Raw genomic sequence first — 23,665 nt, 5'->3', positions numbered from 1 at the left:
CGGCACTCACCACCGGAAACCCGTTGCCCGAATCTGCCCGGACTTGATCACCTGCCGACCAGTCACCCACCCAGTTCGCCCATATGACGCCAGCTTTCGATCATCGAAGGTCGGTGATCGTCATCGGCGGTCAGTCCTCAGCGATCAGTCCTCGGCAGTCAGTCCAGGGCGGTCAGTCCAGGGCGCGCACCGCGTCCAGCACGTCCAGGCCCAGCTCCGGGTCGGCGTCCTCGGGCAGGCTGACGGACACTCTGGTGACCAGGCCCGCGTACCGGCGGCGGATCTCCCGGGCGACCTCCTCGACCGACCCGGACACAGCGAAGGTGTCGAGCACCCGGTCGTCGATCAGCGCGGCCATCTCCGCCCAGCGTCCGCGCACCGAGTGGGTGTGCAGCTCCTCCTGCAGCCCCTCCCAGCCGTGCTGCGCCAGCACCGGACGGTAGGCCGGGGTGGAGGCGTAGAAGGCGAGCCGCTCACGCGTCGCGGCCCGGTTGGCCGCCAGTTCCTCCTCGGTGCGCCCGGCGGCGGTGAGCACGTTGCCGACGATCTCGAACGGCCGCGCCGTCCACGCGGCCCCCTCCGCCTCGGCCCGCGCCCGCTCCTCGGCCAGCCCGGGCAGCACCTGCTCGGCCAGGTAGGCGGTGGAGGAGAACGGGTGGCTCAGGAACCCGTCGGCCACCGCCCCGGCGGTGCGGGTCATCAGCGGCCCGACGCCCGCGAGCAGGATCCTCGGCACCCCGGCCGGGACGGGGTCGGGCGAGAACACCGGGGTCATCACCGTGTGGGTGTAGAACTCGCCCCGGAAGCGCAGCCGTTCACCGGTCTGCCAGCTGTCCCAGATCGCTCGCACGGCGTGCACGTACTCGCGCATCCGGGCGGCCGGACGGTCCCAGGGCATCCCGAAGCGCTTCTCGATGTGCGGCTTGACCTGCGAGCCCAGCCCGATGACGGCCCGTCCGCCGGAGGCCGCGTGCAGCCCCCAGGCCTGGTAGGCCAACGTCATCGGGGTGCGGGCGAAGGCCACCGCGATGCCGGTGGCCAGTTCGATCGACGTGGTCCGGTCGGCGGCGCGGGCAAGCTGGAGGAACGGGTCGTACGCGGTCTCGGCGACCACCAGCCGGTCCATGCCCCGGCGTTCGGCGCGTTCGGCGGCGTCCAGGATGCCCGCCGGGTGGCCGGAGGCGGTGGCGTCGAGGCGGAAGGCGGCGGGTCGGTCCATGGCGGTGCTCCTGGTCGGGGGCTGCGGTGCTACCCGGGTAGCCTGCCACGCCCTCGGCACCGGCCCGGCCCGGCCCACCCTCGACCCGGCCCGGCCCGGCCCGGCCCACAATCGACCCGCACCGAGCGACCCCGAACCGATGCGACCCGGTACCGGCCCGGCCCGACCTCGCCTGGCTCCCTTCGACGGCCCCGCCCCCGCGCTACGCCGCGAACAGCCGGTCCAGGTGCCGGTCCACGGCGGTGAGCACGGCGGCCGGCTCGACCACGTTCAGCTCCAGCAGGGTGGCGAACCCGGTCAGCGCGAGCAGTAGGTCGGTCTCCACCACCGGGTCGCGGTCGGCCGCGATCCGCCCGTCCGCGACCGCCTGCCGGACCACCTGCTCCACCATGGCCCGCCCCTGCAGCAGCCCGCCCCGCGCCCGCGCGTGCACCTCCTCGTCGTGCAGCGCCTCCAGGACGTAGGCGGCGCCCATCCGGCTGGTCGCCCGCGCGTCGGCGTGCAGCGGAAGCATCTCGACCAGCATCGCCCGCAGCACCGCGCGCGGGTGCGGCCGGTCGCCGAGCTCCGCCAGTGCTCGGCCGACACGCAGTGCGCTCTGCTCGCCGGCGAAGTCCATGGCGAAGGCGAGCATCGCCGAGCGGGAGGTGAAGTAGTGCTGGAGCTGCCCCAGCGACATGCCCGCTTCCTGGGCGACCTCGCGCATCGTCAGGTGGGTGGCGCCGCGCCGCTCCACCACCCGCCACAGCGCCCGGGCGATGGTCTCCCGGCGCTCCTGGTGGTCCACCTGTCTGGGCATGCCCTGCCACACCTCCGAATCCCGTTCCCGCTCGCGTTCCCGTTCCCGGCGGCTTCCTGGTCCGGCATTCCCGCGAGACGTTCCCATACGCTTGACATAATACATCTGACCTATAACGCTGGAGGCACCCGAGGGAGGAGCTCACATGCTCACGCAGCCCGTCGCCCGCACCACCGAGGGAACCGTCCGCGGCTTCCTGGACCGGGGGTTCGCGGTCTTCCGTGGCATCCCCTACGCCGAGCCGCCGGTCGGGCCGCTCCGCTTCGCCGCTCCCACCCCGCCCAAGCGCTGGGACGGCGTCCGCGAGGCCTTCGAGTTCGGCCCCGTCGTCCCGCAGTCCGGTCCGCTGCAGGCGGAGTCGTCCGAGGGCACCGACTGGCTCACCCTCAACGTCTGCACCCCGGATCCGGGCCGGGCGGGGCTGCCGGTGCTGGTCTGGATCCACGGCGGCGGGTACATGTCGGGGACCTCCGGCGACCCGCTCTACGACCCGGTCGAGCTCGCCCGGGCCGGGCTCGACCTGGCCGGCCTGGTCGTGGTGGGCGTCAACTACCGGGTGGGCGCGGAGGGTTTCGCGCTGCTGGAGGGCGCCCCGGCCAACCGTGGCTTCCTCGACCAGATCGCGGCCCTGGAGTGGGTGCGACGCAACATCGCCCGGTTCGGCGGCGACCCGGACCGGGTGACCGTCGCCGGCCAGTCCGCGGGCGCCGGTTCGATCGCCGCGCTGCTGACCATGGGCGAGGCGCGCGGCCTGTTCCGGCGGGCCGTCGCCCACACCGTCCCGGGCACCCTCTGCACGCCGGCCCTGGCCGCCGAAGTCACCGCCGAACTCGCGAAGCTGCTCGGCACCGCTCCCACGGCCGCCGCCCTGGCCGAGGTCGACCCCTGGCGCCTGGCCGCGACGGTCACCGACCTCGGCGCGGCGCTCCCCCAGCACCTCGCGCGCTGGGGGCGGCTCGCGCAGAGCGGCATCGCCACCGCCCCGGTCGTCGACGGCGAGGTCCTGCCCGGCGCGCCCTGGTCCGTCCTGGCCACCGGCCGGGCCGAGGGCATCGACCTGCTCATCGGTCACACCCGCGACGAGTTCCGCCTGTTCAGCGTCCTCAGCGGCCGGCACGGCACCTTCACTGACGAGGAGGCCCGCCTCGCCCTGGAGCTGTTCGCCCCGGCACCGTCCGGCCCGGACGACTACCGCGCCGCGTACCCGGGAGCCACCGCTTCGGACCTGCTCGAGGCGGTCAGCTCCGATGCCCTGTTCCGGATGCCGTCCCTCCAGCTCGCCGAGGCCAACGCCACGGCCGGCGGCACCTCGTACCTCTTCGAACTGGCCCTCTCCGCCCCCGCGATGGGCGGCGCGCTCGGCGCCTGCCACGGGCTGGACGTCCCGCTCGCCTTCGGCACCCTGGGCAGCCCGACGGGTCGGCAGTTCCTCGGCGACCCGCCCTCCCCGGAGGTCGTGCGGGTCTCACAGGAGCTGCAGCGGGCCTGGATCCGGTTCGCCACCACCGGCGACCCGGGGTGGCCCGCCTTCGATCCGGACGCGCAGCTCACCCGGGTCCTCGACGCCCGCTCGGAGACCGTCCGCTACCCCGAGCAGGCCGCCCGCGAGATCTGGGCCGGGCACCCCCTCACCGCCTACGACCTCCACTGACGCAGGGGCGCCGTCCGCGCTGGGCCCGATCCGCTCGGCGAGGGCGGTGACAGCGGCGTGGACGGCGTTGACGGCGTTGACGGCGTTGACGGCGTTGACGGCGTTGACCGTGACAGCGGCGAGGACCGACGTCGCCTGCCGAACGGCACCGGGCCGGTGGAACCGCCCGTGCGGACCGTCCGTGCACCTGTACGACGAGAGGCGCGTCGCCGTCCGAGCCCGCGAGCAAGCCCCAGGGAGCGCAGAGAGGCCCCCTCCACCCGGCACCGGCACCGGCTGACGCCCTGCGCTGGGAGGACGCCACCGAATGGACCCTGGTCGTCCACAGGTCGACCCAGCCCGACGACGAGGTCCGCAAGCGACTGCGCCCCGAATACGCCGAGGACCCCGACTCGCTCGTCGCCGTGGCCCACGTGGTCGCCATCGAGTTCGCCACCATCGAGTTCGCCACCATCGCTGCGCCAACGACTACTGGCACTGACCTGGCCGTCCCCGGCGGCCGGACCCGCAGCCGCCGGGGCGGAAGCAGGCCCGCGCCGGGGCGGACGCCGCCGCTACGCCTGCAGCAGCTTGAGCAGCTCGGCGGCCACCAGGGCCGAGGAGGCCGGGTTCTGACCGGTCACCAGGTTGCGGTCGACCACCGAGTGCGGCGCCCAGGGCGCGCCCTCCTCGAAGTCCGCGCCGAGTGCGACCAGCCGGTCCTGGAGCAGCCAGGGCGCCCGGTCCGCCAGGCCGGCCTGGGTCTCCTCGTCGTTGGTGAAGCCGGTCAGCCGGTACCCGGCGAACGGCGAGCCGCCGTCCTCGGTGCGGGCGGCAAGCAGGGCGGCCGGGCCGTGGCAGACCACGCCGAGCGGACGGCCGGAGGTCAGCGCCTTGGTGAGCAGCCGGCCGGAGTCGGCGTCGACCGCCAGGTCCTCCATCGGGCCGTGGCCGCCGGGGTAGAACACGGCGTCGTAGTCGGCCGGGTCGACCTCGGCGAGCACCAGCGGCCGACGGAACTCGTCGATCGCCTCCAGCGCCTCGGCGATCGCCGGGTCGGTCAGGCTGGCCCGGTCGGCGACCGGGACGACGCCGCCCGGGGTGGCGACGGTGACCCGGTGGCCGGCGCCGGTGAGAGCCTGGTACGGGACGACGGCCTCCTCCGCCCAGAAGCCGGTCGGGTGCTTGGTGCCGTCCTTCAGCGTCCAGACGTCCGAGCCGGTCAGGACGAACAGGATGTCGGCCATGGTGGGTGCCTCCAGTGGTGCGGTCCCTGCCGCGACGATCCCGTCGCGGCGCTCACACCGTCGACGCTAGACCCGGCGAGCCCACAGGAACCAATGGGCCACGCGATGCGAGGCATCGGAATCCCGATGTCTCGCACGGGCGGCCCAGCCATCGGAATCCCGTAGGCTCGCGGCATGAGCGATCGGCTGCTGCCGGGTTCCGGCCCGCTGGACCTCAACCAACTGCGGACCTTCCTCGCCGTGCACCGCGCGGGCTCCTTCACGGCGGCCGCGCACCTGCTGGGCCTCTCCCAGTCCACGGTGACCGCGCAGATCCGCGCGCTCGAGCAGCGGCTCGGCCGGGAGCTCTTCGAGCGCCGGGCACGCGGGGTCAGCCCGCTGCCGTACGCCGACGACCTCGCGGCCCGCCTCGCGGTGCCGCTGGACCAGCTGGCGGGCCTCGCCGACGGGCGCGGCGGCGGCGTGCCGGAGCCGGTCCACCTGGCCGGGCCGGCGGAGTTCCTCGGCACCGTCCTGCTGGCGAAGCTGGCGCCACTGGTCGCCGAGGGCGTCCAGCTGCGGGTCACCAGTGGGCTGACCGACCCGCTGCTGGAGGAACTGCGGGCCGGGCGGCACGACCTGGTGGTCGCCACCCGGCGCCCGCGCGGCCGGACGCTGCTCGCCGAGCCGCTGGCCGACGAGGAGTTCGTCCTGGTCGCCGCCCCCGTGTGGGCCGAGCGGCTGGCCACCCGGGAGCCGGCCGGCCGGGAGCTACCCGAAGCCCTGGCCGAGGTGCCGCTGCTCAGCTACGCCGAGGACCTGCCGATCGCCCGCCGCTACTGGCGCCACGTCTTCGACCGGCGGCTGCACGCCCGGGCGGCGCTCACCGTGCCGGACCTGCGGGCGGTGCTCGCGGCGGTGACGGCGGGCGCGGGCTGGAGCGTGCTGCCCGGCTACCTGTGCCGGGCCGAACTCGCCTCCGGGGCGCTGCGGTTGCTGCACGAGCCGGCCGATCCGCCGATCAACACGGCCTACCTGGTCCGGCGCCCGGCCGGCTCGGCCAACCCGCACGTCGCCCTGGTCCGCGATCACCTGCTGGCCGTGGCCCGCGCCTGGGGCTGAGGCCCTACGGAGCGTCGCGCGGGTCGGCGAGGCGCGGGTCCGGTCGAAGGCCGCGCGGATCCTCGTTGCGCCGCGCGGTCGTCCGGGTCGAGCCGGGTGCCGGACCGGTGCCGGATCGGTACTAGATCGCGAGATCTCGCCGTTCCAGCAAGCGGAACGCCGCCAGCAGACCGAGCAGGCCGACGCCCGTGAGCACCCCCAGCGCCGCCCACGGCACACCGCCGTGGCCGAGCACGTCGCCCGGGGCGTAGTAGTGGAACGGGCTGAGGTAGCGCAGCGGCCTGGCCGGGGACCAGGCCAGCGCGACGAAGTTGAGCGCGAAACCGACCGCGCCGAAGACGACGGCCGCGCCGATCACGTACGCCCGCCGCCGGCTGAGCGCGGACACCGCCAGCACCGGGCCGGTCAGGCAGAACGCGAGGGCGCAGCCGAGCAGTCCGGCGGTGAACACCGCACTCTCCGGGACGGCGTCGCGCAGCTTCGGGGAGAACGCGACCCCGAGCGCGACGGTCAGTGTGGCGGCAGCGTTGAGCAGCACCGAGGCGGCGACCAGGGCGCCGGCCCGTTCGGCGAGCAGCCGGCGCCGGGAGACCGGGCGGGTCATCAGCAGCTCGATGGTGCCGGACTCGACGTCGGCCGCGACGGCGGCAGCGCCGAGCGAGCCGATCACGGTGAGCTGGAGGGCGATCCAGAACGGGTGGGTGAGCCCGGCGCCGAGGAGGCCGGGGTAGCTGGCGATGGAGATGTCGCCGTTGGAGCCGCTGAAGGCCCGGAACGCGCCGGGCGGATTGCGGCGGGCGGCTCCGAACAGATCGCCGGGCGGGACGGTCCCGGCGATCACCACGATCAGGGTCTCGAAGACGACCATGCCGAGCAGCAGCGAGAGCAGCATCCGGCGCCGCCGGTGCAGGGCGAGCCAGACCAGGGGGAGGCGGCGGCTGACGGTGCCCGGGTTCACGGCTTCTCCTCGGCTTCCGGCCGCTGGTCGTGGTCCTCGGCCTCCGGGCGGCGGTCGTCCTCGGCCTCCGGGCGGCGGTCGTCGGGCAAGCGGCGGTCCTCGTCCGAGCGGTAGAGGTCGAGGAAGGCCTCGTCCAGGCCCGCCTCCTCCACGGTCAGGTCGGCGACCGGAAGTTCGGCCAGCAGGGTGCGCACGGCCGGGACCACCTCGTCCGGCGGCACCAGCAGCTCGACCCGCCGGCCGTCCCAGCGCGGGGACCACCGCTCGGCGGCGCCCAGTGGCCGGGCGCCCCGCTCGTCGGCGAAGACCAGCCGGACCCGGCGGGCCCGGGCCTGGCGCAGTTCGGCCACCGAGCGAACGGTCACCAGCCGGCCGTGGCGCACGATGGCGACCCGGCCGCAGGTGCGCTGCACCTCGGGCAGCACGTGGCTGGAGAGCAGGACGGTCCGCCCGGCAGCGGCCTCCTCGGCGAGCAGTTCGTAGAAGGTCTCCTGGAGCAGCGGGTCCAGCCCCTCGCTCGGCTCGTCCAGCACCACCACGGGCGGCCGGTGCTGGAACGACTGGACGAGGCCGAGCTTCTGCTTCATGCCGCGCGAGTACTCCCCGACCGGGCGCGCCAGGTCGGCGCGGGAGAGCTTCAGCCGCTCGCACAGCTCGCGCCGGCGCGGTACGGGGGCGCCCTGGAGGGCGGCGAGCAGGTCGAGGGTCTGCTGCCCGGTGAGCTCGGGGTAGAGCCGCAGTTCGCCGGGCAGGTAGCCGATCGAGGGGGCGAGCCGGCGGTGGTCGGCCACCGGGTCGAGGCCGAGCACCCGCACCTGCCCGTCGGTGGGGCCGAGCAGTCCGACCAGGCAGCGCAGGGTGGTGGTCTTTCCGGCGCCGTTGGGGCCGAGCAGTCCGAACACCTCGCCGGCCGTGACCGACACGTCCAGACCCTCGATGCCGACCGTGCTGCCGTACCGCTTGGTGAGCGAGCGCAGTTCGATCACCGGGCCGGTGCCGTCGTCCGGTCCGTGGGTGTCCCCGTTCTGCGGCATGACCACCTCCTGCTCGCTCCTGCTCTGGCGACGGATGCGTCCGACATCAAAGCGCGCCCGGCCGGAGTAGTCGAGAGACGCGGCCGGGACGGTTACCCGCTCGCGCCGTGCGGGCGGGTGACGGCTCGCGCCGTGCGGGCGGGCGGGCGGCGGCTCACCCCTTGCACACGCCCAGCGGCACTAGGCGGGCGACCTGCCGGGCCAGCCCGGCGGCCTCGGTGACGGCGGCCACCGCGTCGACGTCCTTGTACGCCTCGGGTGTCTCCTCCGCCAGGGCCCGCCACGAGGCGGGCCGCACCGCGATGCCGCGCGCCTCCAGGTCGCTCTTCAGCTGCTCGCCGCGCACCGTGCGCAGCGCCTGGTGCCGGCTGAGCAGCCGCCCGGCGCCGTGGCAGGCGGAGCGGAAGGCCTCGTTGTCGGGCAGGCCGACCATGACGTACGAGGCGGTGCCCATGGTGCCCGGCACCAGGACCGGCTGCCCGGCCGCGGCGAGGTCGGCGGGCAGGTCGGGGTCGCCGGGCGGCAGTGCGCGGGTGGCGCCCTTACGGTGGACGCAGAGCTTCCGGGGTACGCCGTCCACCTCGTGGGTCTCCAGTTTGGCGAGGTTGTGCGAGACGTCGTAGACCAGCTCCAGGCCGATGCCGAGCGCGGTGGCGAAGGCGCGGCGGGCCGCCTCGGAGAGCAGCTGCCGGTTGGCCCGGCCGTAGTTGGCGGCGGCGGTCATCGCGCCCAGGTAGGCGCGGCCGCGGGGCGAGTCGACCGGGGTGCAGGCCAGCTGGCGGTCCGGGAGGTCGATCTTGTAGCGGTGCAGTTCGCGGTCCATGGCGCGCACGTGGTCGGTGCAGATCTGGTGGCCGAGGCCGCGCGAGCCGCAGTGGATCATGACGCAGACCTGGCCGGGCCGCAGTCCGAAGGCGGCCGCCGTGGCCGGGTCGTGCACCCGGTCGACGGCCTGTACTTCCAGGAAGTGGTTGGCCGAGCCGAGGCTGCCGACCTGTTGCAGCCCCCGTTGCACGGCGCGGGTGCTCACCTCGCCGGGGGCCGCGCCGTCGAGGACCCCGTAGTCCTCGCAGCGTTCCAGGTCGCGGGGCACACCGTGGCCGTGCTCGACGGCGTAGCGGGCGCCGCCGAGCAGGAGTTCGTCCAGTTCCTCCGGTCCGGACAGCTGCCACAGGCCGCCGCGGCCGAGGCCGCGCGGGACGGTGCGGTCCAGCAGGTCCATGAGGCGGCGGATCCGCTCGTGGTCGAGTTCGTCGCGGTCGACGCCGGCGGCCAGCAGCCGGACCCCGCAGGAGATGTCGAAGCCCACCCCGCCGGGTGACACCACCCCGCCCTCGTCGACGTCGGTGGCGGCGACCCCGCCGATCGGGAAGCCGTAGCCCCAGTGCACGTCGGGCATCGCGTAGGAGGCGCGGACGATCCCGGGCAGCGTCGCCACGTTCGCCACCTGCTCCAGTGCCTTGTCGCCGGCGGCCTGCGGCAGCAGCGCGTCGGACGCGAAAACCACGCCGGGCACCCGCATCGGCGGGCGCGGCTCGATCCGCCAGCGGTGGCGGCCCGCCGCGGTCAGTGCGATCTCCACCTCGCTCACCCGCTCCCGCGCTCCTGTGCCCCCACTTTCCCGTGTTCCCGCGTTTCGGTGCTCATCGGCACTCAGACGTCCACGGTGACCTGGCAGGTCCAGCCGCCCGGCCCGGCGCGCAGGTCCAGGTCGTGCAGCGAGACGGCCTTCGGCACGGCGCCGACCAGCGCGGCGGTGGCCGCCTCGGCCATCCGGAAGCGGATCGCCACGGTCCGGGCGCCGTCCAGCCCCTGGATACGACCGATCGCCAGCGCGACAGGCAGCTCGCCGTCGGCGTCCATCCGGTAGATGACCTCCTCCAGGACGCCCACGAGCAGGTCCGCGTCGCTCACCCCGAGGACGGTGCAGCCGCGCTCGCCGACGATCCGCGCGCCGCTCAGCTCGGCGAAACTGTCCACGACGGCGCGCACCAGCTCGCCGATGCAGCCCTCGGCCGTCGGCGCCCAGGCCTCCACCCGCAGGTCCGCCGTGTGCGGCACGCTCCGGTGACCGCTGTCGGACGGGCCCGCGGGCTCGTGTCCGTCCACGAGTGACGCCTCCCGAACCCGTTGCCGTCCTCACTCCAGCGTCGTCCCGCGAGCGGCCCGGGGGCAAGTGCGGCCGTCCCGGGCCGGCCGCCGGGAGAGTCCTACCGCGTACGTCCCAGCGAGGCGAGGTACGCGGCGGCAAGCTCGGGGGTGGCCAGCCAGGCGGCGTGGTCGCTCGGCTCGACGTAGGTGTTGGCGAGGCGGCGGGCGACCTCCTCGTGCTCGGCGGCGGCCGCGAACACACCTTGCAGGTGGTCCGGCATGGTCAGCATCGCGGCGGTGAACTCGACCGTGTGGCGGGCGTGTTGCTGCCAGAACCGCTCGGCGGTGCGGCACATCCAGTCGGCCGTGAACGGGGCGTTGCCGTGCTCGACGACGGCCCGCCGGTAGGCCTCCGCCGCGCGGGCGGCGCTGTTGGCGCCCTGGCCGGTGATCGGGTCGTTGACCACCACCGCGTCGCCGAGGCCCAGCACGTGGACGGCGTCCACGCCCGAGCCCAGCTCCGCCACCGCGCGGCGGACCGTCGGGGTGACCGCGCCGAAGAGCCCGGCCCCGGCGTCGGTCGGCTCGGCCTCCGACCAGAGTTCCGCCTCCCAGGGCAGGTACTCGCCCAACAGGGTGCGGATCCGGGCCAGCTGGACGTCCGGCTCGGGGCTGTCGCCGAACGCGTCCAGCGGACCGCCGGGCAGCGCCTCCCACAGCAGGATCGCGCAGGGGCCGGAGAGGGTGAGCGCCGGCTGGAGGTACAGCTCGCCGAGGCCGGGCAGGGCGTGCATCCGCGCCTTGGGCCCGGCGGCCGGGTCGGGCGCGCCGACGCCGTGCGCGTACAGGCAGGACAGCGCCCGCTGCGGCCGGTCGAAGGGCGAGCGGGCGGCGTCGCGGCCGAAGAGCCCGGCGAGTTCGCCGCGACCGGCCGCGACCACCGTCAGCTCGTGCTGCCGGGCCAGTTCGCGCAGCCCGTCCCGGTCCAGCGCGCGGTACTCGACCCGGGCTCCGCGCTCGGCGAGCAGCTCCAGCCAGCCGGCCAGCTTGAGCCGCTGGTCCACCGACTGGGCGGGCTCGTCGAGCGTCATGGTGAACTCCAGTGCCCGGACGGCGGCCGGCGCCGCCAGCACCGCCTCGACCGAGGAGACGGCCGGCGCCCGGTCTGCCCAGAGGTCCAGTCCGGCCGCCGCCTCGAGCCGCAGCGCCGGGCCGAACATCGCCTGGGTGGACAGCACCCGCCCGCCGCGGACCTGCTCCGGGGTGCGCTCGGCGACCAGCGTCACCTCGTACCCGTCCGCCACCAGCCCGAGCGCGAACTGCAGGCCGGCCTGGCCCGCTCCGACGACGGCGATCCGGCGCAACACGGCCTCCCGGTGGTTTGCTGACGACTCGTCACGCGGGCACAGTAGCCGAGCGGACGGGCTCGGTCACCAGTGCGGACGGCGGGCCGGGCGGGCTCAGCCGCGCAGGCGGGCGGTGAGCAGTTCCACGACCTCGGCGGTCCGGTCGGCCAGGTAGAAGTGCCCGCCCGGGAAGACCCGCAGGTCGAAGCCGCCGGTGGTGTGCCGGTCCCACTGGCCGACCTGCTCCACCGTGGCGTTCGGGTCGGTCTCCCCGATCAGGCCGGTGATCGGCACCGACACCGTCGCGTCCGGGGCGCAGCGGTACGTCTCGATGGCGGTGTAGTCGGCCCGCAGGGCGGGCAGGATCAGTTCCTGCAGGGCGGGGAGCTCGAGGATCCGCTCGTCCGTGCCGCCGAGTTCGACGATCTTGGCGAGCAGCTCGTCGTCCGGCAGCTTGTGCATCTCGCTGTCCCGGGGCAGCGAGGGCGCGCGGCCGGCCGAGACGAACAGCCGCTCGGGGCCCTTCACGCCGTCGCGCTCGAAGCGCCGGGCGGTCTCGAAGGCGACGGCCGCGCCCATGCTGTGGCCGAAGAAGGTGAGCGGCCGGTCCGTCCAGTCCCGCAGCTCGCGGTACAGCTGCTCGGCGAGCTCTCCGACGGAGCTGATCGGCGGTTCCAGGAAGCGGTTCTGCCGGCCCGGGTACTGGACGGCGAGCACATCGGCGTGCGGCGCCAGCGTGTTGGCGTACTCCAGGTAGTAGCTGGCCGAGCCGCCGGCGTGCGGGAAGATCACGACCCGGTCCGGCGCGGAGTCGGACGGGTTGAACCGGCGGAACCACGGGTTGTCGACGGCAGCGCTGCTGGGCATGCGGGGTGTGGCCTCTCTCCGTGACGGACTGTGCTGGTCCCAGTCTGGCAGCGCGGGGGTGGCCACGGGGTGTTGTGGTGATCACGCGCGCCGGTCCGCCGCCACCGCCCGGGACTTGGGAACACCCGCAGAGTCTCCGGTCATACCGAGGCCGAACGCCGCGCCGACCGCTGAGCGCGGCCCCCGACCTTCGGCTCGCCGGCTTCAGTCCGCCGAGTTCAGCTCGCCGAGTCCGGTCCGCCGGCTTCGGTCCGCCGAATTCAGCCTTCCGTCCCGAACCGCACCGTCTCCGCGCGGGAGCGGGAGGCGGCGTCCAGCAGCAGGACGGACGAGGCCTCGGGCGTCGGCATCGGCCCGTCCGACCGCACGTGCCGGGTGAGGGCGGCCAACAGCCGCTCCAGGCCCCGGCAGTGGCGGGCGAACACCCGGGGGGAGGTATGCCGGCCGCGGGCCCGCTGGCCGTCCAGCGCGGTGGCCGCGCCGACGTCCAGCAGCACCAGGTGCAGCTCGCGGCCCCGGCGGCCCGCCTCCCGGGCCAGCCAGCGCCGCATCCAGGCGCGGCTGCCGCAGTCGTGCACCAGCAGCGGCCCGCCGCCCCGCACCGAGGCGCGCAGCAGCCGGAAGTGCTCCAGCCGCGCCCACGGCCGGTACACGGCGTACGGCAGGCGGGCCGGCATCACCGCTTCGCAGGCCTCGTGCACCGTCCGCGGGTCCACCGTGCGCACCGTCGTCCCGGACCACCGGCGCAGCAGCGTGCTCTTGCCGGCGCCCGGCAGCCCGGATACCACCACCACGGCATCGGCCGGGTACGCCACGACGAACCCCGCCCCGGCCGCACCGCGCAGGTCCACCACCCCGTACGGCACCACGACCGCTTCCACCCTGCCGCCCACCCGTTTCCCCCGTTCATGTCCGACCGGGAACCCTAACAACCCCGCGCGGCATGACCCCGAGGGCGAGGTCGTCCAGGCGGGCCGGAGGCCGCCCGAAGGTCCTCGGCCCGGGCAGCGGCCGACGGTGCTCCTGCGGTCCAGGGCGACCGCAGGGCATCCCTGGGGCCGCTCTTCCATTAGGCTGACGCTCCGTCAGACAGGAGGCAGGCCATGGCTGAGGCGGGTCCGACGTACACCGGGCTGGTGCTGGGCGGGCTGGCCCGGGAGCCCGGTCGCGTGGCGGTCCGGTACGGGCACGACGGCACACTGACCGGGCAGGACTGTCTGGACGCGGTCCACCGCACCGCCCGGGCGCTGGAGCGGATCGGCCTGGGGCGCGGGGACGGGGTGACGGTGCTGGCCGGGAACCGGCCGGAGGCCTTGCTGGTGCGGCTGGCGGCGAACCTGCTGGGCTGTCGGGTGGCGATGCCGTACCCGGACGGGCCGGTGGCGGAGCAGGTGGCACTGGCGGAGTTCGCCGGGACGTCGGCGCTGGTCTTCGACCCCCTGCGCTGCTCGGCCGCGGCCGACGGGATCGCACGCGCGGTGCCCGGGGCCGTCCTGCTCTCCCTCGGCCCGGCGCCGCTCGGGCTCGGGGTGGACCTCCTGGAGCTCGCCGCCGCTTGCTCCCCCGCCCCGCTCGGACCCCGGTACGCACCGGAGGACGTGATGGCGGTGCGGTTCACCGGCGGCACGACGGGACGGCCGAAGGGCGTGCTGCGCCGCTTCGCCCGGCCGCCGCGCCCGCCGCTGCTGTCCGGCTCGACCTTCCTGCTGTGCACCCCGCTCTGCCACGGCGGTGGTACGACGGCGGACCTGGCACTGGCGGCGGGCGGCACGGTGGTGCTGCAGGACGGGTTCGACGCCGAGGCGGTGCTGGCGGCGGTGGAGCGGTTCCGGGTCTCCCGGATGTACCTGCCGCCGCACCTGCTCTACCGGCTGCTGGACCACCCGCTGCTGCCCTCGACCGACACGGGCAGTCTGCGCCGGGTCGGCTACACCGGCTGCCCGCCCTCGCCGCGGCGGCTGGCGGAGGCGACCCGGCGGCTGGGCCGGGTGCTGCACCAGACCTACAGCCTGACGGAGTGCGGGCCGGTCGCCCGGCTGGGCCCGGACGAGCACCTGGACCCGCGGTTGCTGTCCACCGCCGGCCGCCCGTTCCCGGACACCGGCGTGCGGATCCTGGACGAGGCCGGCGCGCCGCTGCCGCCGGGCCGGACGGGGGAGATCTGTGTCCGCACGCCGACCGCGATGGCCGGGTACTGGCGCGATCCTGAGCTGACGGCGCGGGTGCTGCGGGACGGCTGGTTGCACACCGGCGACCTGGGCAGCCTGGACGCGGCGGGCTATCTGACGGTGGCAGGCCGGTGGGACCCGATGGCCATCGTCGAGGGGCACAATGTGTTCCCCCGCGAGTTCGAGGAGCCGCTGCGCGCCCATCCGGACGTCCGGGAGGCGGTGGTGTTCACGACCACCGACCCGGACCGGCTGGAGCGCGTCCACGCCGCGGTGGCGCTCAGACCCGGCGCCCGGGCGACGGTGGAGCAGTTGCACCGCTGGAGCCTGCAGCACTGCGGCACGCGGTGCGCTCCGGACACGATCCAGCTCCTGCCCGCGATCCCGCTGAACGGCCTCGGAAAGCCGGACCTCGGTCTCCTGCGCGCCCTGGTGGACGACGGCACCGGCCGGGCCGCCGCCACCGCAGGGGCGCGCAAAGGGGTGTGACGCGCCCCGTCAGTGCTTCGAGCGCCCACGCGGGCGACCTCTCGCGCGGCCCCCAGCGGGAAAACCGTCCGTGGGCACTCGACCGTGCGGCCCGACCTGCCGATACCTCCCCCGGCGGCCTTCCCCGCACCGTCCCCCAGGAGGCACTACTTTGACCTGGCTACGCGTCCTGACCGCACTGGGCATCCTCGCCGTGGCGGCCAGTGCCCTGCTCGTCTTCGCCCTCTGCACCGCCACCTCCCGGGGTGAGCGCGCCGCGGAGGGAGCGCCACCGGACCTCCGTACGGACGCCGAGGCCAGCGGCCTCTTCCAGCGGATGGACGGCGACAGCTGACGCCGCCCGCCCGCCGGAACCGGGTCAGTGTCCGGCGACGTCGTCCGGGCGGACCTCGATGTGGTCGGCCGCGAGGTCGACCGCCACCCGGTGCTCCATGCCCAGCGCCTCCAGGAACTTGACCGGCAGCTGCACCCGCCCGGTGCGGTCCAGCATCACGTACTCGCGCTCGTTCACCGACTCCTCACCGTGCTCGTCGGTCACGGTGCGGCGCAGGACCTCGCTGCTGGTGCGGCCGTCCCGGATGGCGACGGTGCGGCGGACCTCGCCGGCGACCATCGGGTCGTGGGTGACGATCACGACGGTGGTGCCGAGTTCGCGGTTGACGGTGCGGAAGGACTCGAAGATCACCCCGGCGGTCTCGGAGTCCAGCTCGCCGGTGGGCTCGTCGGCGAGCAGGACCGGCGGGTTGTTGGCCATCGCGACCGCGATCGCGACCCGCTGCTGCTGGCCGCCGGAGAGTTCGTTGGGGCGCCGGTGGGCGAGCTCCCCGATCTCCAGCGCCTCCATCAGCTCGGCCGCCCGGGCCGCCTGCTGCTTCGCGCCGCCGGCGCCCGAGCCGCGGCCGCGCAGCTGCATCGGCAGGGCGATGTTCTCGGCAGCGGTGAGGAAGGGCAGCAGGTTGCGGGCGGTCTGCTGCCAGATGAAGCCGACCACCTCGCGCCGGTAGCGCAGCCGCTCCTTGGCGGACATCTCCAGCAGGTCGCAGCCGGCCACGGTGGCGGTGCCGGCGGTCGGCACGTCCAGCCCGGCGAGGATGGTGAGCAGGGTGGACTTGCCGCTGCCGGAGGCGCCGACCAGGGCGACCAGGTCACCCTGCCGGATGGTCAGCTCCAGACCCTGCAGCGCCTGGACCTCGACGCCCTCGGCGCTGAAGATCCGCACCAGCCGGTCGCAGACGATGGCCGCGCCCTCGCCGTACGCCGTGGGCGAGGCGGCGGCCAGCGCCCGCTGCCGGAGCTCCTGCAGGCTGGGGGCCTCGACGACCGCCTGCCCCTGGGGGGTGCTGTTCACCGCTCGTCTCCTGTCTCGATGGTCCGCACTACTCGTACTTTCTGCTTCATCGCGCCGGTCTCCGCTGTCCTGGCGGCCCTCGCCGCCGTCACGGCCCGTCCGTCCGGTTCCCGCGTCATTGCGGCTCCCCCGCGCGCAGTTCGGTGGCGATCTGGCGCCGGCCGGCGACCAGCGTCTCCGCCACCACCCCGAGGCAGACCAGCAGCGCCAGGCCCAGCGTGGGCAGCAGCACCGGCATCAGGGTGGGGGTCAGGGCGTCGCCGACCTTGGCGCCGACCAGTGTGGAGATGTCGAAGGCGGGCCCGAGCAGGCCTACCGCCGCCGCGGCGACCAGGCCGCCGCCGACCGCCGCCGCCAGGGTTCGTGGCAGCGCCTCGGCGATGATCAGCGCCAGCCCCTGCCGGGGTCGCAGGCCCATGGTCCGCAGCCGGGCGAGGACGGCGGTGCGGTCGGGCGCGGCCCGGAACAGCGTCAGCAGGACGGCGAGCAGGGCGAACCCGGCTCCGGCGGCAGCCGCGTACCAGAACAGCCGTCCGGCGGCGTGCTGCAGCGGGTCGTCGGCGAGTGCGGCGGCGGCCTCCCGGCTGCTGTGCACCGTGTACCCGGCGGGCAGCCCGTGGGTGGCCTTTCCGGTGGCCGCGGCCTCGTCCGCGAACAGCTTGGCCAGGCCCGTCGGCTGGGTCACGCCGCCGTCCCGGAGGGTCGCCCTGACCTGCTCGGGGTCGGGGTCGCCGACCCCGAACCACTTGTTCATCCGCTTCAGCTCCGGCAGGCGTTCCGCGGCGGGGCCGGCGGGCACCACGACGAACGGCTTGCCCGGATCCGGCAGCGCAGGCGTCGCGGTGACGATCCCGGCGACGGTGGTGCGCAGCTGGTTCCCACTGGGCGTACGGACCTGCGGCGTGCCCGCGGCCAGCCGCTTGGCCAGGTCGCGGCTGAACAGCGCGGGCACCGGGGTGCCCGGGCCGCCGGGCGTAGCGGCCAGCTTCGCCGGGTCGAACTCCCCGGCACCGACGGTCCGGGCGATCTCCGCGTACGCCGTCGGCTCGGCGACCACAAGGATCGCCTCGGTGTACTCCTTGTCCGCCCCGATGAACAGGGCCTTGGGCTCCACCCGGGCCCCGGTCGCGGCCCGGACTCCGGGCAGCTTTCCGGCGACTTCGGTGAACGACTCGGACAGGGTGGCGTAGTCCGGGATGACGACGGAGACATCGCCACCGGTCGCGATGCGCGCGGCACGGGTCCGGACGTGCTCCACCGTATCGAGCACGGTGGCACCGAATCCGGCCGTGGTGACGGCGATCAGCAGCGCCAGCAGCGGCAGCGCGGACGGCCGGCGCCGACCCGAGGTGTCGCGCGCCGCCCGGGCCAGGCCGAGGAAGCCGATCAGGCCTCGGCCGCGTCCGGCCAGCGCGGCCAGCCAGCCGACCACCACCGGCTCGATCCGGGCCAGCAGCAGCCCGCCGGTCACCGCGAGCAGCAGCGGGGCGGCCACCAGCAGAGGGTCCACGCCAGTGCCGGAGTGGCCGACGCCACGGCGCCGGACCTCCGCCACGGCCGCGACGGTGACCGCCAGGACGGCGAGTTCGCCGATCGTCCGGCGCCAGCCGCCGGGGCCCCGGGTGCGCGACCACAACAGGGCGGCCCGGGCCGGGAAGGCCAGCAGGGCGAGCAGCATCGCGGCGAGCGCCGCCAGGACCGTGTAGCCCCACCGGGGGGTGGGCAGCAGCACCACGGCGAGCACCGTGCCCAGCACGGCGGCGGGCAGCACGGTCGCCGCGCCCTCGCCGAGCAGCCGCCCCAGCACCCCGCCGCGCGAACCGCCGCGGGCCTGGAGCAGCCGGATCTCGGCAGTGCGCCGGTCGCTGTTCAGTGCGGCGGCCAGGCAGAGCACCACCACCGCGACGCCCGCGACGCCGGCCGGGCCGATCGCGCTCAGCGGCATCGCGGCCTGGTAGCGGGCGTCCGCCCGGTTGAGCACGTCGGTCAGGTTCGAGGAGGTGTGCAGGTCGGCCCGCTCGGTCGCGTCGACCAGCGCCGTGGCACCGGGCCCGGTCTGGAAGGACGCGATGGTGGCGCGGGTGCGGTCGAGCTGGTCGGCGCGCAGGGAGCCGGGGGCGACGGGCAGCCGCCAGAAGTTCTCACCGCCCGAGCCCCAGACGGCCAGCGCGGTCACGCTCGCGCCGTCCACGAAGCCGGTGGTCTGCCACCAGTTGGTGCCCTTGAGCGAGTACAGGCAGGCGCGGGCCGGGCAGCCGAGGTCGTCCCAGAACGGGTCCTGCGGATCGTTCACCCGGTAGAGGCCGACGACCCGGCCGCGACGCTGCGACGCGGGTCCTCCGCCGTCGTTGTCGATGGTGTCGCCGAGCTTGACGCCGATGGTCTCGGCCGCCTTCTTGCTCAGCACGATCGGCAGCGGGGCACCGAGGGCGGCGGGCGCGGCAGTCGGCCAGGTGCCGTCGGTCAGGGTCACCCGGTCCTCGAGGCCGTGCAGGTAGAGGAGGGTCATCATCGGCGGCGCGTTGTCGGAGAGCCGGGCGTAGCCCTGGTTGAGCATGGCGCCTGAGGCCTCGGCCCTGACTCCGTAGGCCTCGCCGGTCTGCGACAGCGTCAGCTCCCGGCCGACGCGCTCCGTGATCCTCCGCTGCACGGTGTCGAGGGCGGCGGCGGTGTCGGTCAGGCGGGTCCTGGTGGCGCTCTGCAGGCTGGTCAGGTTGAGGCCCTGGTGGCCCACGTAGTCCCGCAGGGCCGCGTCCGCGCCCCGGTCCGCGATCCGCGGGAAGGCCGCCGCCAGGAAGACGGTGACGAGCGCGAGGGCCGCCATGAGCAGCGCGGCCATCGGACTGGCGCGCAGCCTGGTGCGGACCCAGCGTGCGGGGCGGTGGGCGGGCTGGTGGGCGGTGTCGGGGGTGGGCACGGGGGTGCCGGCCTGGGTGGTCACATCTCCTCCACGAGGCGCAACCGGGTGGCCACATTCCTACGGCGGCGTCCGACGAGGAACGCCGACAGCAGCGGGACGACGGCGATCGCGGCGGCGAGCAGGAGCGCCTGGCCCACCGGCAGCCCGACCACCGCCTCGGGCAGCGGCCGGCGGGCGGCGGGGGTCAGCACGACGAACGGCACGATCAGATGGACGAGCAGGGCCCCGAGCCCCACGCCGACGGCACCGCCGAGGACGACCAGCAGAGCCGGCTCGGCCACGCTGGTGCGGGAAACCAGCCGACGGGGCGCGCCCAGGGCGAGCAGCAGGGCCGAGTCCTGGGAGCGCTGGCGGGCGGAGCCGGCCACGGCGGCGCCGAAGCCGATCGCCGCGAGGACGGCGGTGACGACCGCGATGGCCGTCAGCGCACTCTGCGGGGCGGCGCCGACCGGGTCGCCGAGGAGGCCCTCGGCCACCTCGTCGTAGAGCCGGACGTCCTGAGAACCGGGTCCCGCCTGGAGCGCGGCGGCGGCCCGGGCCGGGACGCGGTCGCCCGGGCCTGCGGCGGGCAGCCACCATTCGGCGCTGCCGGACACCGTGCGGCCTTGGGCGGCCAGCACGCGCGCGGTGGTGGCGAGGTCGACGAGGACCGCGCTGCGGCCCGCCACCGGCAGGGCCTCGACGGACGCGGTGACCTTGATCGGGAGGATGGTCCCGCTGAACGGCACCCGGACGGTGTCGCCGACCGAGGAGCCGGTCGCCTTCAGGTAGTCACGGGTGGCGACGCCCCGCACGGTCGTGGGCGTGCTCGTCCCGGCCGCCGCGCCGGCGCTCTGAGCGCCCGACCAGGCGGCACCGGACGGCACCGGGACGGCGGTCGCGGGCCCGTCGGCGGTGTCGGACACGGCCAGCCGGCGGACGAGAGCCGCCCGCTCGCCCTTGTTGCCGGCGGACGCGGTCACCCCGATCACGGTCAGCGGCGCGGCGGCGGAGCCCATCGGGGCGTCGACCAGCGTGCTCAGCGGGGCCGAGCCCCGGAGGTCGTGGTCGGCCGGGACACCGCTGAACGGGACCTTGTAGACGATGCCGAAGCGGTCCCGGAGGAGGAACGTCACCCGCAGGGCCTGGTCGGAAGCCGGGTACCCGGCCTGGTCGGTGGAGATGTCGGCGTCGATCCGCAACGGGTGGCCGGGCAGCGGCAACCCGTCCTCCGTTCCGGCGGGGGCGGGCTGGGCGAGCGGGCGGAACAGTTCGTCCCGGGTGTGCCCGTCCAGCAGGTCGCCGCGCACCGGAACACGGTCGGCGAAAGCGGCGGCGTCCACGGCGAGCACCTGTCCGGCGCCGGAGGGCAGTTGCTGCTCATCCCGCACCACGGGGACCAGCCGGTCGCCGCCCGGCAGGGCGCCGTAGCGGCCGGCCTGGCCCATCAGCGAGCCGTGCGAGGCGGAGATCCGCAGGCCGCCGAGCGTCTCGAAGGCCGCCTGGTCCCGCTGGGAGGCGGTCCAGGTGGCCTGCTGGCCGAGGGCGAGGACGCCGGTGGCCACGGCCATCACGAGCAGCAGCACGGGGCCGGTGGCCCGCGCGGGCTGACGGGCCAGCTGCCAGCCGACCATGGCCGGGCCGAGGCCGCGGCCCCCGGCAGCCACCCGGGCACCCAGCCGGGCGGCGAGCGGCAGCAGACGCAACACCACCAGGGTGCCCGCGCACAGCGCCAGAGTGGGGGTGGCGACCAGCAGCAGGTCGACGCCGAGCTTGCCCGAGGAGTCCGTGGAGAGCCCGCCGCCGTACTGGTCGAGCTGCTGGTAGGCAAGGGCGGCCAGGGCGAGCACGGCGAGGTCGCCGCCGTTGCGGGCGATGCCGGAGACCACGGCCTGGCGGCGGCCGGTCCGACGGCGCAGGGCCGCGCCGGCACCGCGCAGCAGGCTGGGCACGGTGGCCAGCACGATGCAGGCGAGGGCGCCGAGCGCGGCCACCGGCCAGAGCGCCGCGCTGATGCCGGTGTCCAGGGCGACCTGGTGGGACCGGCCGAGGCCCGCCAGGACGCGGACCAGGAACGGGGTGAGCAGCGGCGCGAACACCGCCGCCGGGGCCGCGAGCAGCACCAGTTCCAGCGCGGTGAGGGCACCGAGCCGGGTGCCGGAGGCGCCACGGGCCGCGAGCAGCTCGTTCTCCCACTCCTGACGGGTCGAGATCAGACGGACCACCAGCAGCAGGGCCGCTGCGGCGAGGACGGCCAGCTGCAGGGCGCCGATCAGCAGGGTGGACCGGGCCACCATCATGCCGGCCGACAACTCGCGCATGACGTCGGCCAGTTCGGTCTTCGCACTGAGCGACGCGGTCTTCCGCAGGTCGTCGGCGAGGCCCTGGGAACGGTCGCCGATGGCCTGGGCCGTGTCCTGGCCGACGCCCGCGAAGTCGGCGTCGAGCAGCCAGCCGCGGCTGCTCTGCAGCAGACCGCCCACGGTGAAGGCGCTCTGGTCGACCATCATCGGACCGAAGGTGGTGAAGTCGCCGACCTCGACCTCGTGACCGCCGACCGGGTCGATCCGCCAGTACGGGTCGAACGGGTCGACGGCCCGGTAGGCACCGGTGACCCGCACGGTCAGCGGCTTGCCGTCGAACCGGTCGGCGAGCTGCACGTCGGCGGGCAGCGCCTGCTCGGTCAGGCCGAGGCGGGCCAGCATGGTGTGGGGTACGGCCACCTGCGGGGCGGCGGACTGGACGGGCCCGGCGGCGGCGCCCGGCCACGCCCCGGCGAGCAGCCGGACGCGGCCTCGGTCGATATCGGCGAGGACCGTCAGGTCGACCTTGGCCGCGGCGGGCGCGACGGGCGCGGCAGGGGTTCCGGCCGCACCCGTCGTTCCGGCCGCGTCGCCGGTCGGCAGGCCGTAGGAGCGGCTGCGCAGCATGCTGTCGGTGCGCACGGGCAGGTCGCCGAACAGCTTCTGCCGGTAGGAGGCGAGCGCCTCCTCGTCCTTCGACCGCTGGTCCGGCCCGTGTTCGGCCGTCACCACCACCGTGGTCCGGGTGTGACCGGGGCCCTGGAGCGCCTGCCGCAGGCCGGCCTGACCGACACTGCTGTTGAAGGTCACCAAGGCGGTCAGTACCGCCGTGGTGATCAGTACCGTCAGCAGAACGGCAGCAGCCAGCGGCAGTCGCCCGCGCAGCCGGCGCACGACGAAGCCGAGCATCAAGTTCCTCCCCCGGATGACGTCCCCGGTAGCGTCCGCCGACCCCGCCCACCGACCCGACCCGGGCACAAATCGGCCACGGATGGACACATCGAGGACACACCGGCGCATTGATCACCGGCATTCGATCACCGGATAGCGGACGATGCTGTCAGATTCGATCCAGGAACGGAAGGGACTTGCGCGAATCAAGTAAGTAATGAGCAAATTCTTTCCATTGATAGCATCCCGGCCGAGGCTGTGCCGTTGGAATGCCATGCACACTTCACAACTCTGGCTCCACTGCGCTCCTTTGGCCGGGGACTCCGCTTTTTCCGGATTCCCCATCGGGAACGTGAACCGACGGAGCCACCGCATCCGTAGACACCGGATAGGACCGGGTCGCCACGCCCACAGGGGGGACGCCGCATGACGCAGGATCAGGCCGCCACCGCCATCGCCACCACGACCACCGAGCCAATGGTGGCCGTGACCGACCTTCGACGCAGTTTCGGTACCGGCGAGCGGACGGTGCACGCCCTGCGCGGCGTCTCCTTCGCCGTCGGCCGAGGCGAACTCGCCGCGCTCAAGGGCCGGTCCGGCTCAGGCAAGACCACCCTGCTCAACCTGGTCGGCGGCCTGGACTCCCCGACCGGCGGCAGCATCTCCCTCGACGGCATCGACCTCGCCGGACTGAACGAGGACGGCCGACTCGCCCTGCGGCGCGAGCGGATCGGCTTCGTCTTCCAGTCCTTCGGGCTGATCCCGATGCTCACCGCCGCCGAGAACGTGGGCGTGCCGATGCGGCTGCGCAAAGTCCCGCCGGCCGAGCGCGAGGAGCGTGCGCACACCCTGCTGGCGCTGGTTGGCCTGGCCGACCACGCCAACCAGCGCCCCGGCGAGCTCTCCGGTGGCCAGCAGCAGCGCGTCGCCATCGCCCGTGCGCTGGCCAACGAGCCCGGCCTGATCATCGCCGACGAGCCCACCGGTCAGCTGGACTCGGAGACCGGCCGCTCGATCATGGAGCTGCTGCGCGCGGTGGTGCGCAGCGAAGGCGTCACGGTGCTGGTCGCCACCCACGACCCGACGCTGATGGGGCTCGCCGACCGCGTGATCGAGCTCCGGGACGGGCGGATCGTCGAGGAGGGGGCGGAGCAGGCCGCGTAGCCGAAGCGAGCGGCCCGCTCGCCCGGGCCGGTGCGGCATGACAGGGCGCGGGGATGCGGGGTGCGTCCTCACACCTTTCCGCGCTTACCCCTGCCTTTCCGCGCTTACCCC

At 74.9% G+C, this 23,665-nt stretch carries 18 protein-coding genes and 1 pseudogene; 6 read left to right on the top strand and 13 right to left on the bottom strand.

What is annotated here, in order from left to right:
• Positions 1-172 precede the first annotated feature (172 nt).
• Both ACIBEC_RS11180 and ACIBEC_RS11175 read right to left on the bottom strand, forming a co-directional pair.
• The gene (locus ACIBEC_RS11180) at positions 173-1,219 is read right to left on the bottom strand and encodes a TIGR03617 family F420-dependent LLM class oxidoreductase (protein WP_360491177.1); all 1,047 of its coding nucleotides are present in this window, start codon (positions 1,217-1,219) and stop codon (positions 173-175) included.
• Between the two features lie 202 nt (positions 1,220-1,421).
• Positions 1,422-2,018, bottom strand: a complete 597-nt coding sequence (locus ACIBEC_RS11175; protein WP_360491180.1) for a TetR family transcriptional regulator C-terminal domain-containing protein — start codon at positions 2,016-2,018, stop codon at positions 1,422-1,424.
• A gap of 145 nt (positions 2,019-2,163) precedes the next feature.
• Here ACIBEC_RS11175 and ACIBEC_RS11170 point away from each other — a divergent pair, with 145 nt between their 5' ends.
• Together ACIBEC_RS11170 and ACIBEC_RS11165 are read left to right on the top strand one after the other, a co-directional pair.
• Positions 2,164-3,669 carry a carboxylesterase family protein gene (locus ACIBEC_RS11170; protein ID WP_360491183.1) on the top strand — a complete coding sequence of 502 codons (1,506 nt, stop codon included), beginning with the start codon at positions 2,164-2,166 and terminating at the stop codon, positions 3,667-3,669.
• 284 nt (positions 3,670-3,953) lie between these two features.
• Positions 3,954-4,106, top strand: a pseudogene (locus ACIBEC_RS11165) (hexameric tyrosine-coordinated heme protein); the annotation flags it as partial.
• Between the two features lie 117 nt (positions 4,107-4,223).
• On the opposite strand, the gene ACIBEC_RS11160 reads toward ACIBEC_RS11165, so the two are convergent.
• The gene (locus ACIBEC_RS11160; protein ID WP_360491186.1) at positions 4,224-4,895 is read right to left on the bottom strand and encodes a type 1 glutamine amidotransferase domain-containing protein; all 672 of its coding nucleotides are present in this window, start codon (positions 4,893-4,895) and stop codon (positions 4,224-4,226) included.
• 174 nt (positions 4,896-5,069) lie between these two features.
• On the opposite strand from ACIBEC_RS11160, the gene ACIBEC_RS11155 reads away from it, so the two are divergent.
• Positions 5,070-5,996: a LysR family transcriptional regulator gene (locus ACIBEC_RS11155; RefSeq protein WP_360491189.1), complete on the top strand. Its 927-nt coding sequence runs from the start codon at positions 5,070-5,072 to the stop codon at positions 5,994-5,996.
• Positions 5,997-6,117: 121 nt separating this feature from the next.
• Here ACIBEC_RS11155 and ACIBEC_RS11150 read toward each other — a convergent pair whose 3' ends face one another.
• The 7 genes from ACIBEC_RS11150 to ACIBEC_RS11120 form a co-directional block, all read right to left on the bottom strand.
• On the bottom strand, positions 6,118-6,954 hold the full coding sequence (locus ACIBEC_RS11150; RefSeq protein ID WP_360491192.1) for an ABC transporter permease subunit: 837 nt from the start codon (positions 6,952-6,954) through the stop codon (positions 6,118-6,120).
• Positions 6,951-7,988: an ABC transporter ATP-binding protein gene (locus ACIBEC_RS11145; protein WP_360491195.1), complete on the bottom strand. Its 1,038-nt coding sequence runs from the start codon at positions 7,986-7,988 to the stop codon at positions 6,951-6,953. The genes ACIBEC_RS11150 and ACIBEC_RS11145 overlap by 4 nt, the downstream gene beginning before the upstream one ends.
• Before the next feature lie 154 nt (positions 7,989-8,142).
• A complete protein-coding gene (locus ACIBEC_RS11140; RefSeq protein ID WP_360491198.1) occupies positions 8,143-9,579 on the bottom strand; it encodes an RtcB family protein in 1,437 nt (478 codons plus the stop codon).
• Between the two features lie 62 nt (positions 9,580-9,641).
• The gene (locus ACIBEC_RS11135) at positions 9,642-10,097 is read right to left on the bottom strand and encodes an archease (RefSeq protein WP_360491201.1); all 456 of its coding nucleotides are present in this window, start codon (positions 10,095-10,097) and stop codon (positions 9,642-9,644) included.
• Between the two features lie 101 nt (positions 10,098-10,198).
• Positions 10,199-11,443, bottom strand: a complete 1,245-nt coding sequence (locus tag ACIBEC_RS11130; RefSeq protein ID WP_360491204.1) for a styrene monooxygenase/indole monooxygenase family protein — start codon at positions 11,441-11,443, stop codon at positions 10,199-10,201.
• Positions 11,444-11,539: 96 nt separating this feature from the next.
• On the bottom strand, positions 11,540-12,292 hold the full coding sequence (locus tag ACIBEC_RS11125; RefSeq protein WP_360491207.1) for an alpha/beta fold hydrolase: 753 nt from the start codon (positions 12,290-12,292) through the stop codon (positions 11,540-11,542).
• A 260-nt stretch (positions 12,293-12,552) separates the two neighbouring features.
• A complete protein-coding gene (locus tag ACIBEC_RS11120; protein ID WP_360491210.1) occupies positions 12,553-13,173 on the bottom strand; it encodes an AAA family ATPase in 621 nt (206 codons plus the stop codon).
• Positions 13,174-13,395: 222 nt separating this feature from the next.
• On the opposite strand from ACIBEC_RS11120, the gene ACIBEC_RS11115 reads away from it, so the two are divergent.
• On the top strand, positions 13,396-14,949 hold the full coding sequence (locus ACIBEC_RS11115) for an AMP-binding protein (protein ID WP_360491213.1): 1,554 nt from the start codon (positions 13,396-13,398) through the stop codon (positions 14,947-14,949).
• A gap of 151 nt (positions 14,950-15,100) precedes the next feature.
• Positions 15,101-15,283: a hypothetical protein gene (locus tag ACIBEC_RS11110; protein ID WP_360491216.1), complete on the top strand. Its 183-nt coding sequence runs from the start codon at positions 15,101-15,103 to the stop codon at positions 15,281-15,283.
• A 24-nt stretch (positions 15,284-15,307) separates the two neighbouring features.
• On the opposite strand, the gene ACIBEC_RS11105 is transcribed toward ACIBEC_RS11110, so the two are convergent.
• From ACIBEC_RS11105 to ACIBEC_RS11095, 3 genes are all read right to left on the bottom strand, one after another.
• Positions 15,308-16,297 (bottom strand): ABC transporter ATP-binding protein, encoded by a 990-nt coding sequence (locus tag ACIBEC_RS11105; RefSeq protein ID WP_360491219.1) that lies wholly within the window; start codon positions 16,295-16,297, stop codon positions 15,308-15,310.
• Between the two features lie 115 nt (positions 16,298-16,412).
• A complete protein-coding gene (locus ACIBEC_RS11100) occupies positions 16,413-19,238 on the bottom strand; it encodes a hypothetical protein (RefSeq protein WP_360491222.1) in 2,826 nt (941 codons plus the stop codon).
• On the bottom strand, positions 19,235-22,408 hold the full coding sequence (locus tag ACIBEC_RS11095) for an FtsX-like permease family protein (RefSeq protein WP_360491225.1): 3,174 nt from the start codon (positions 22,406-22,408) through the stop codon (positions 19,235-19,237). Before ACIBEC_RS11095 ends, ACIBEC_RS11100 begins: the two co-directional genes overlap by 4 nt.
• 408 nt (positions 22,409-22,816) lie before the next feature.
• Here ACIBEC_RS11095 and ACIBEC_RS11090 point away from each other — a divergent pair, with 408 nt between their 5' ends.
• A complete protein-coding gene (locus tag ACIBEC_RS11090) occupies positions 22,817-23,554 on the top strand; it encodes an ABC transporter ATP-binding protein (protein ID WP_360491228.1) in 738 nt (245 codons plus the stop codon).
• The last annotated feature ends 111 nt before the right edge of the window (positions 23,555-23,665 follow it).

The organism is Kitasatospora sp. NPDC051164 (genome assembly GCF_044455625.1).
GTDB lineage: Bacteria > Actinomycetota > Actinomycetes > Streptomycetales > Streptomycetaceae > Kitasatospora.
This window is presented reverse-complemented; position numbering and strand designations above follow the sequence as displayed.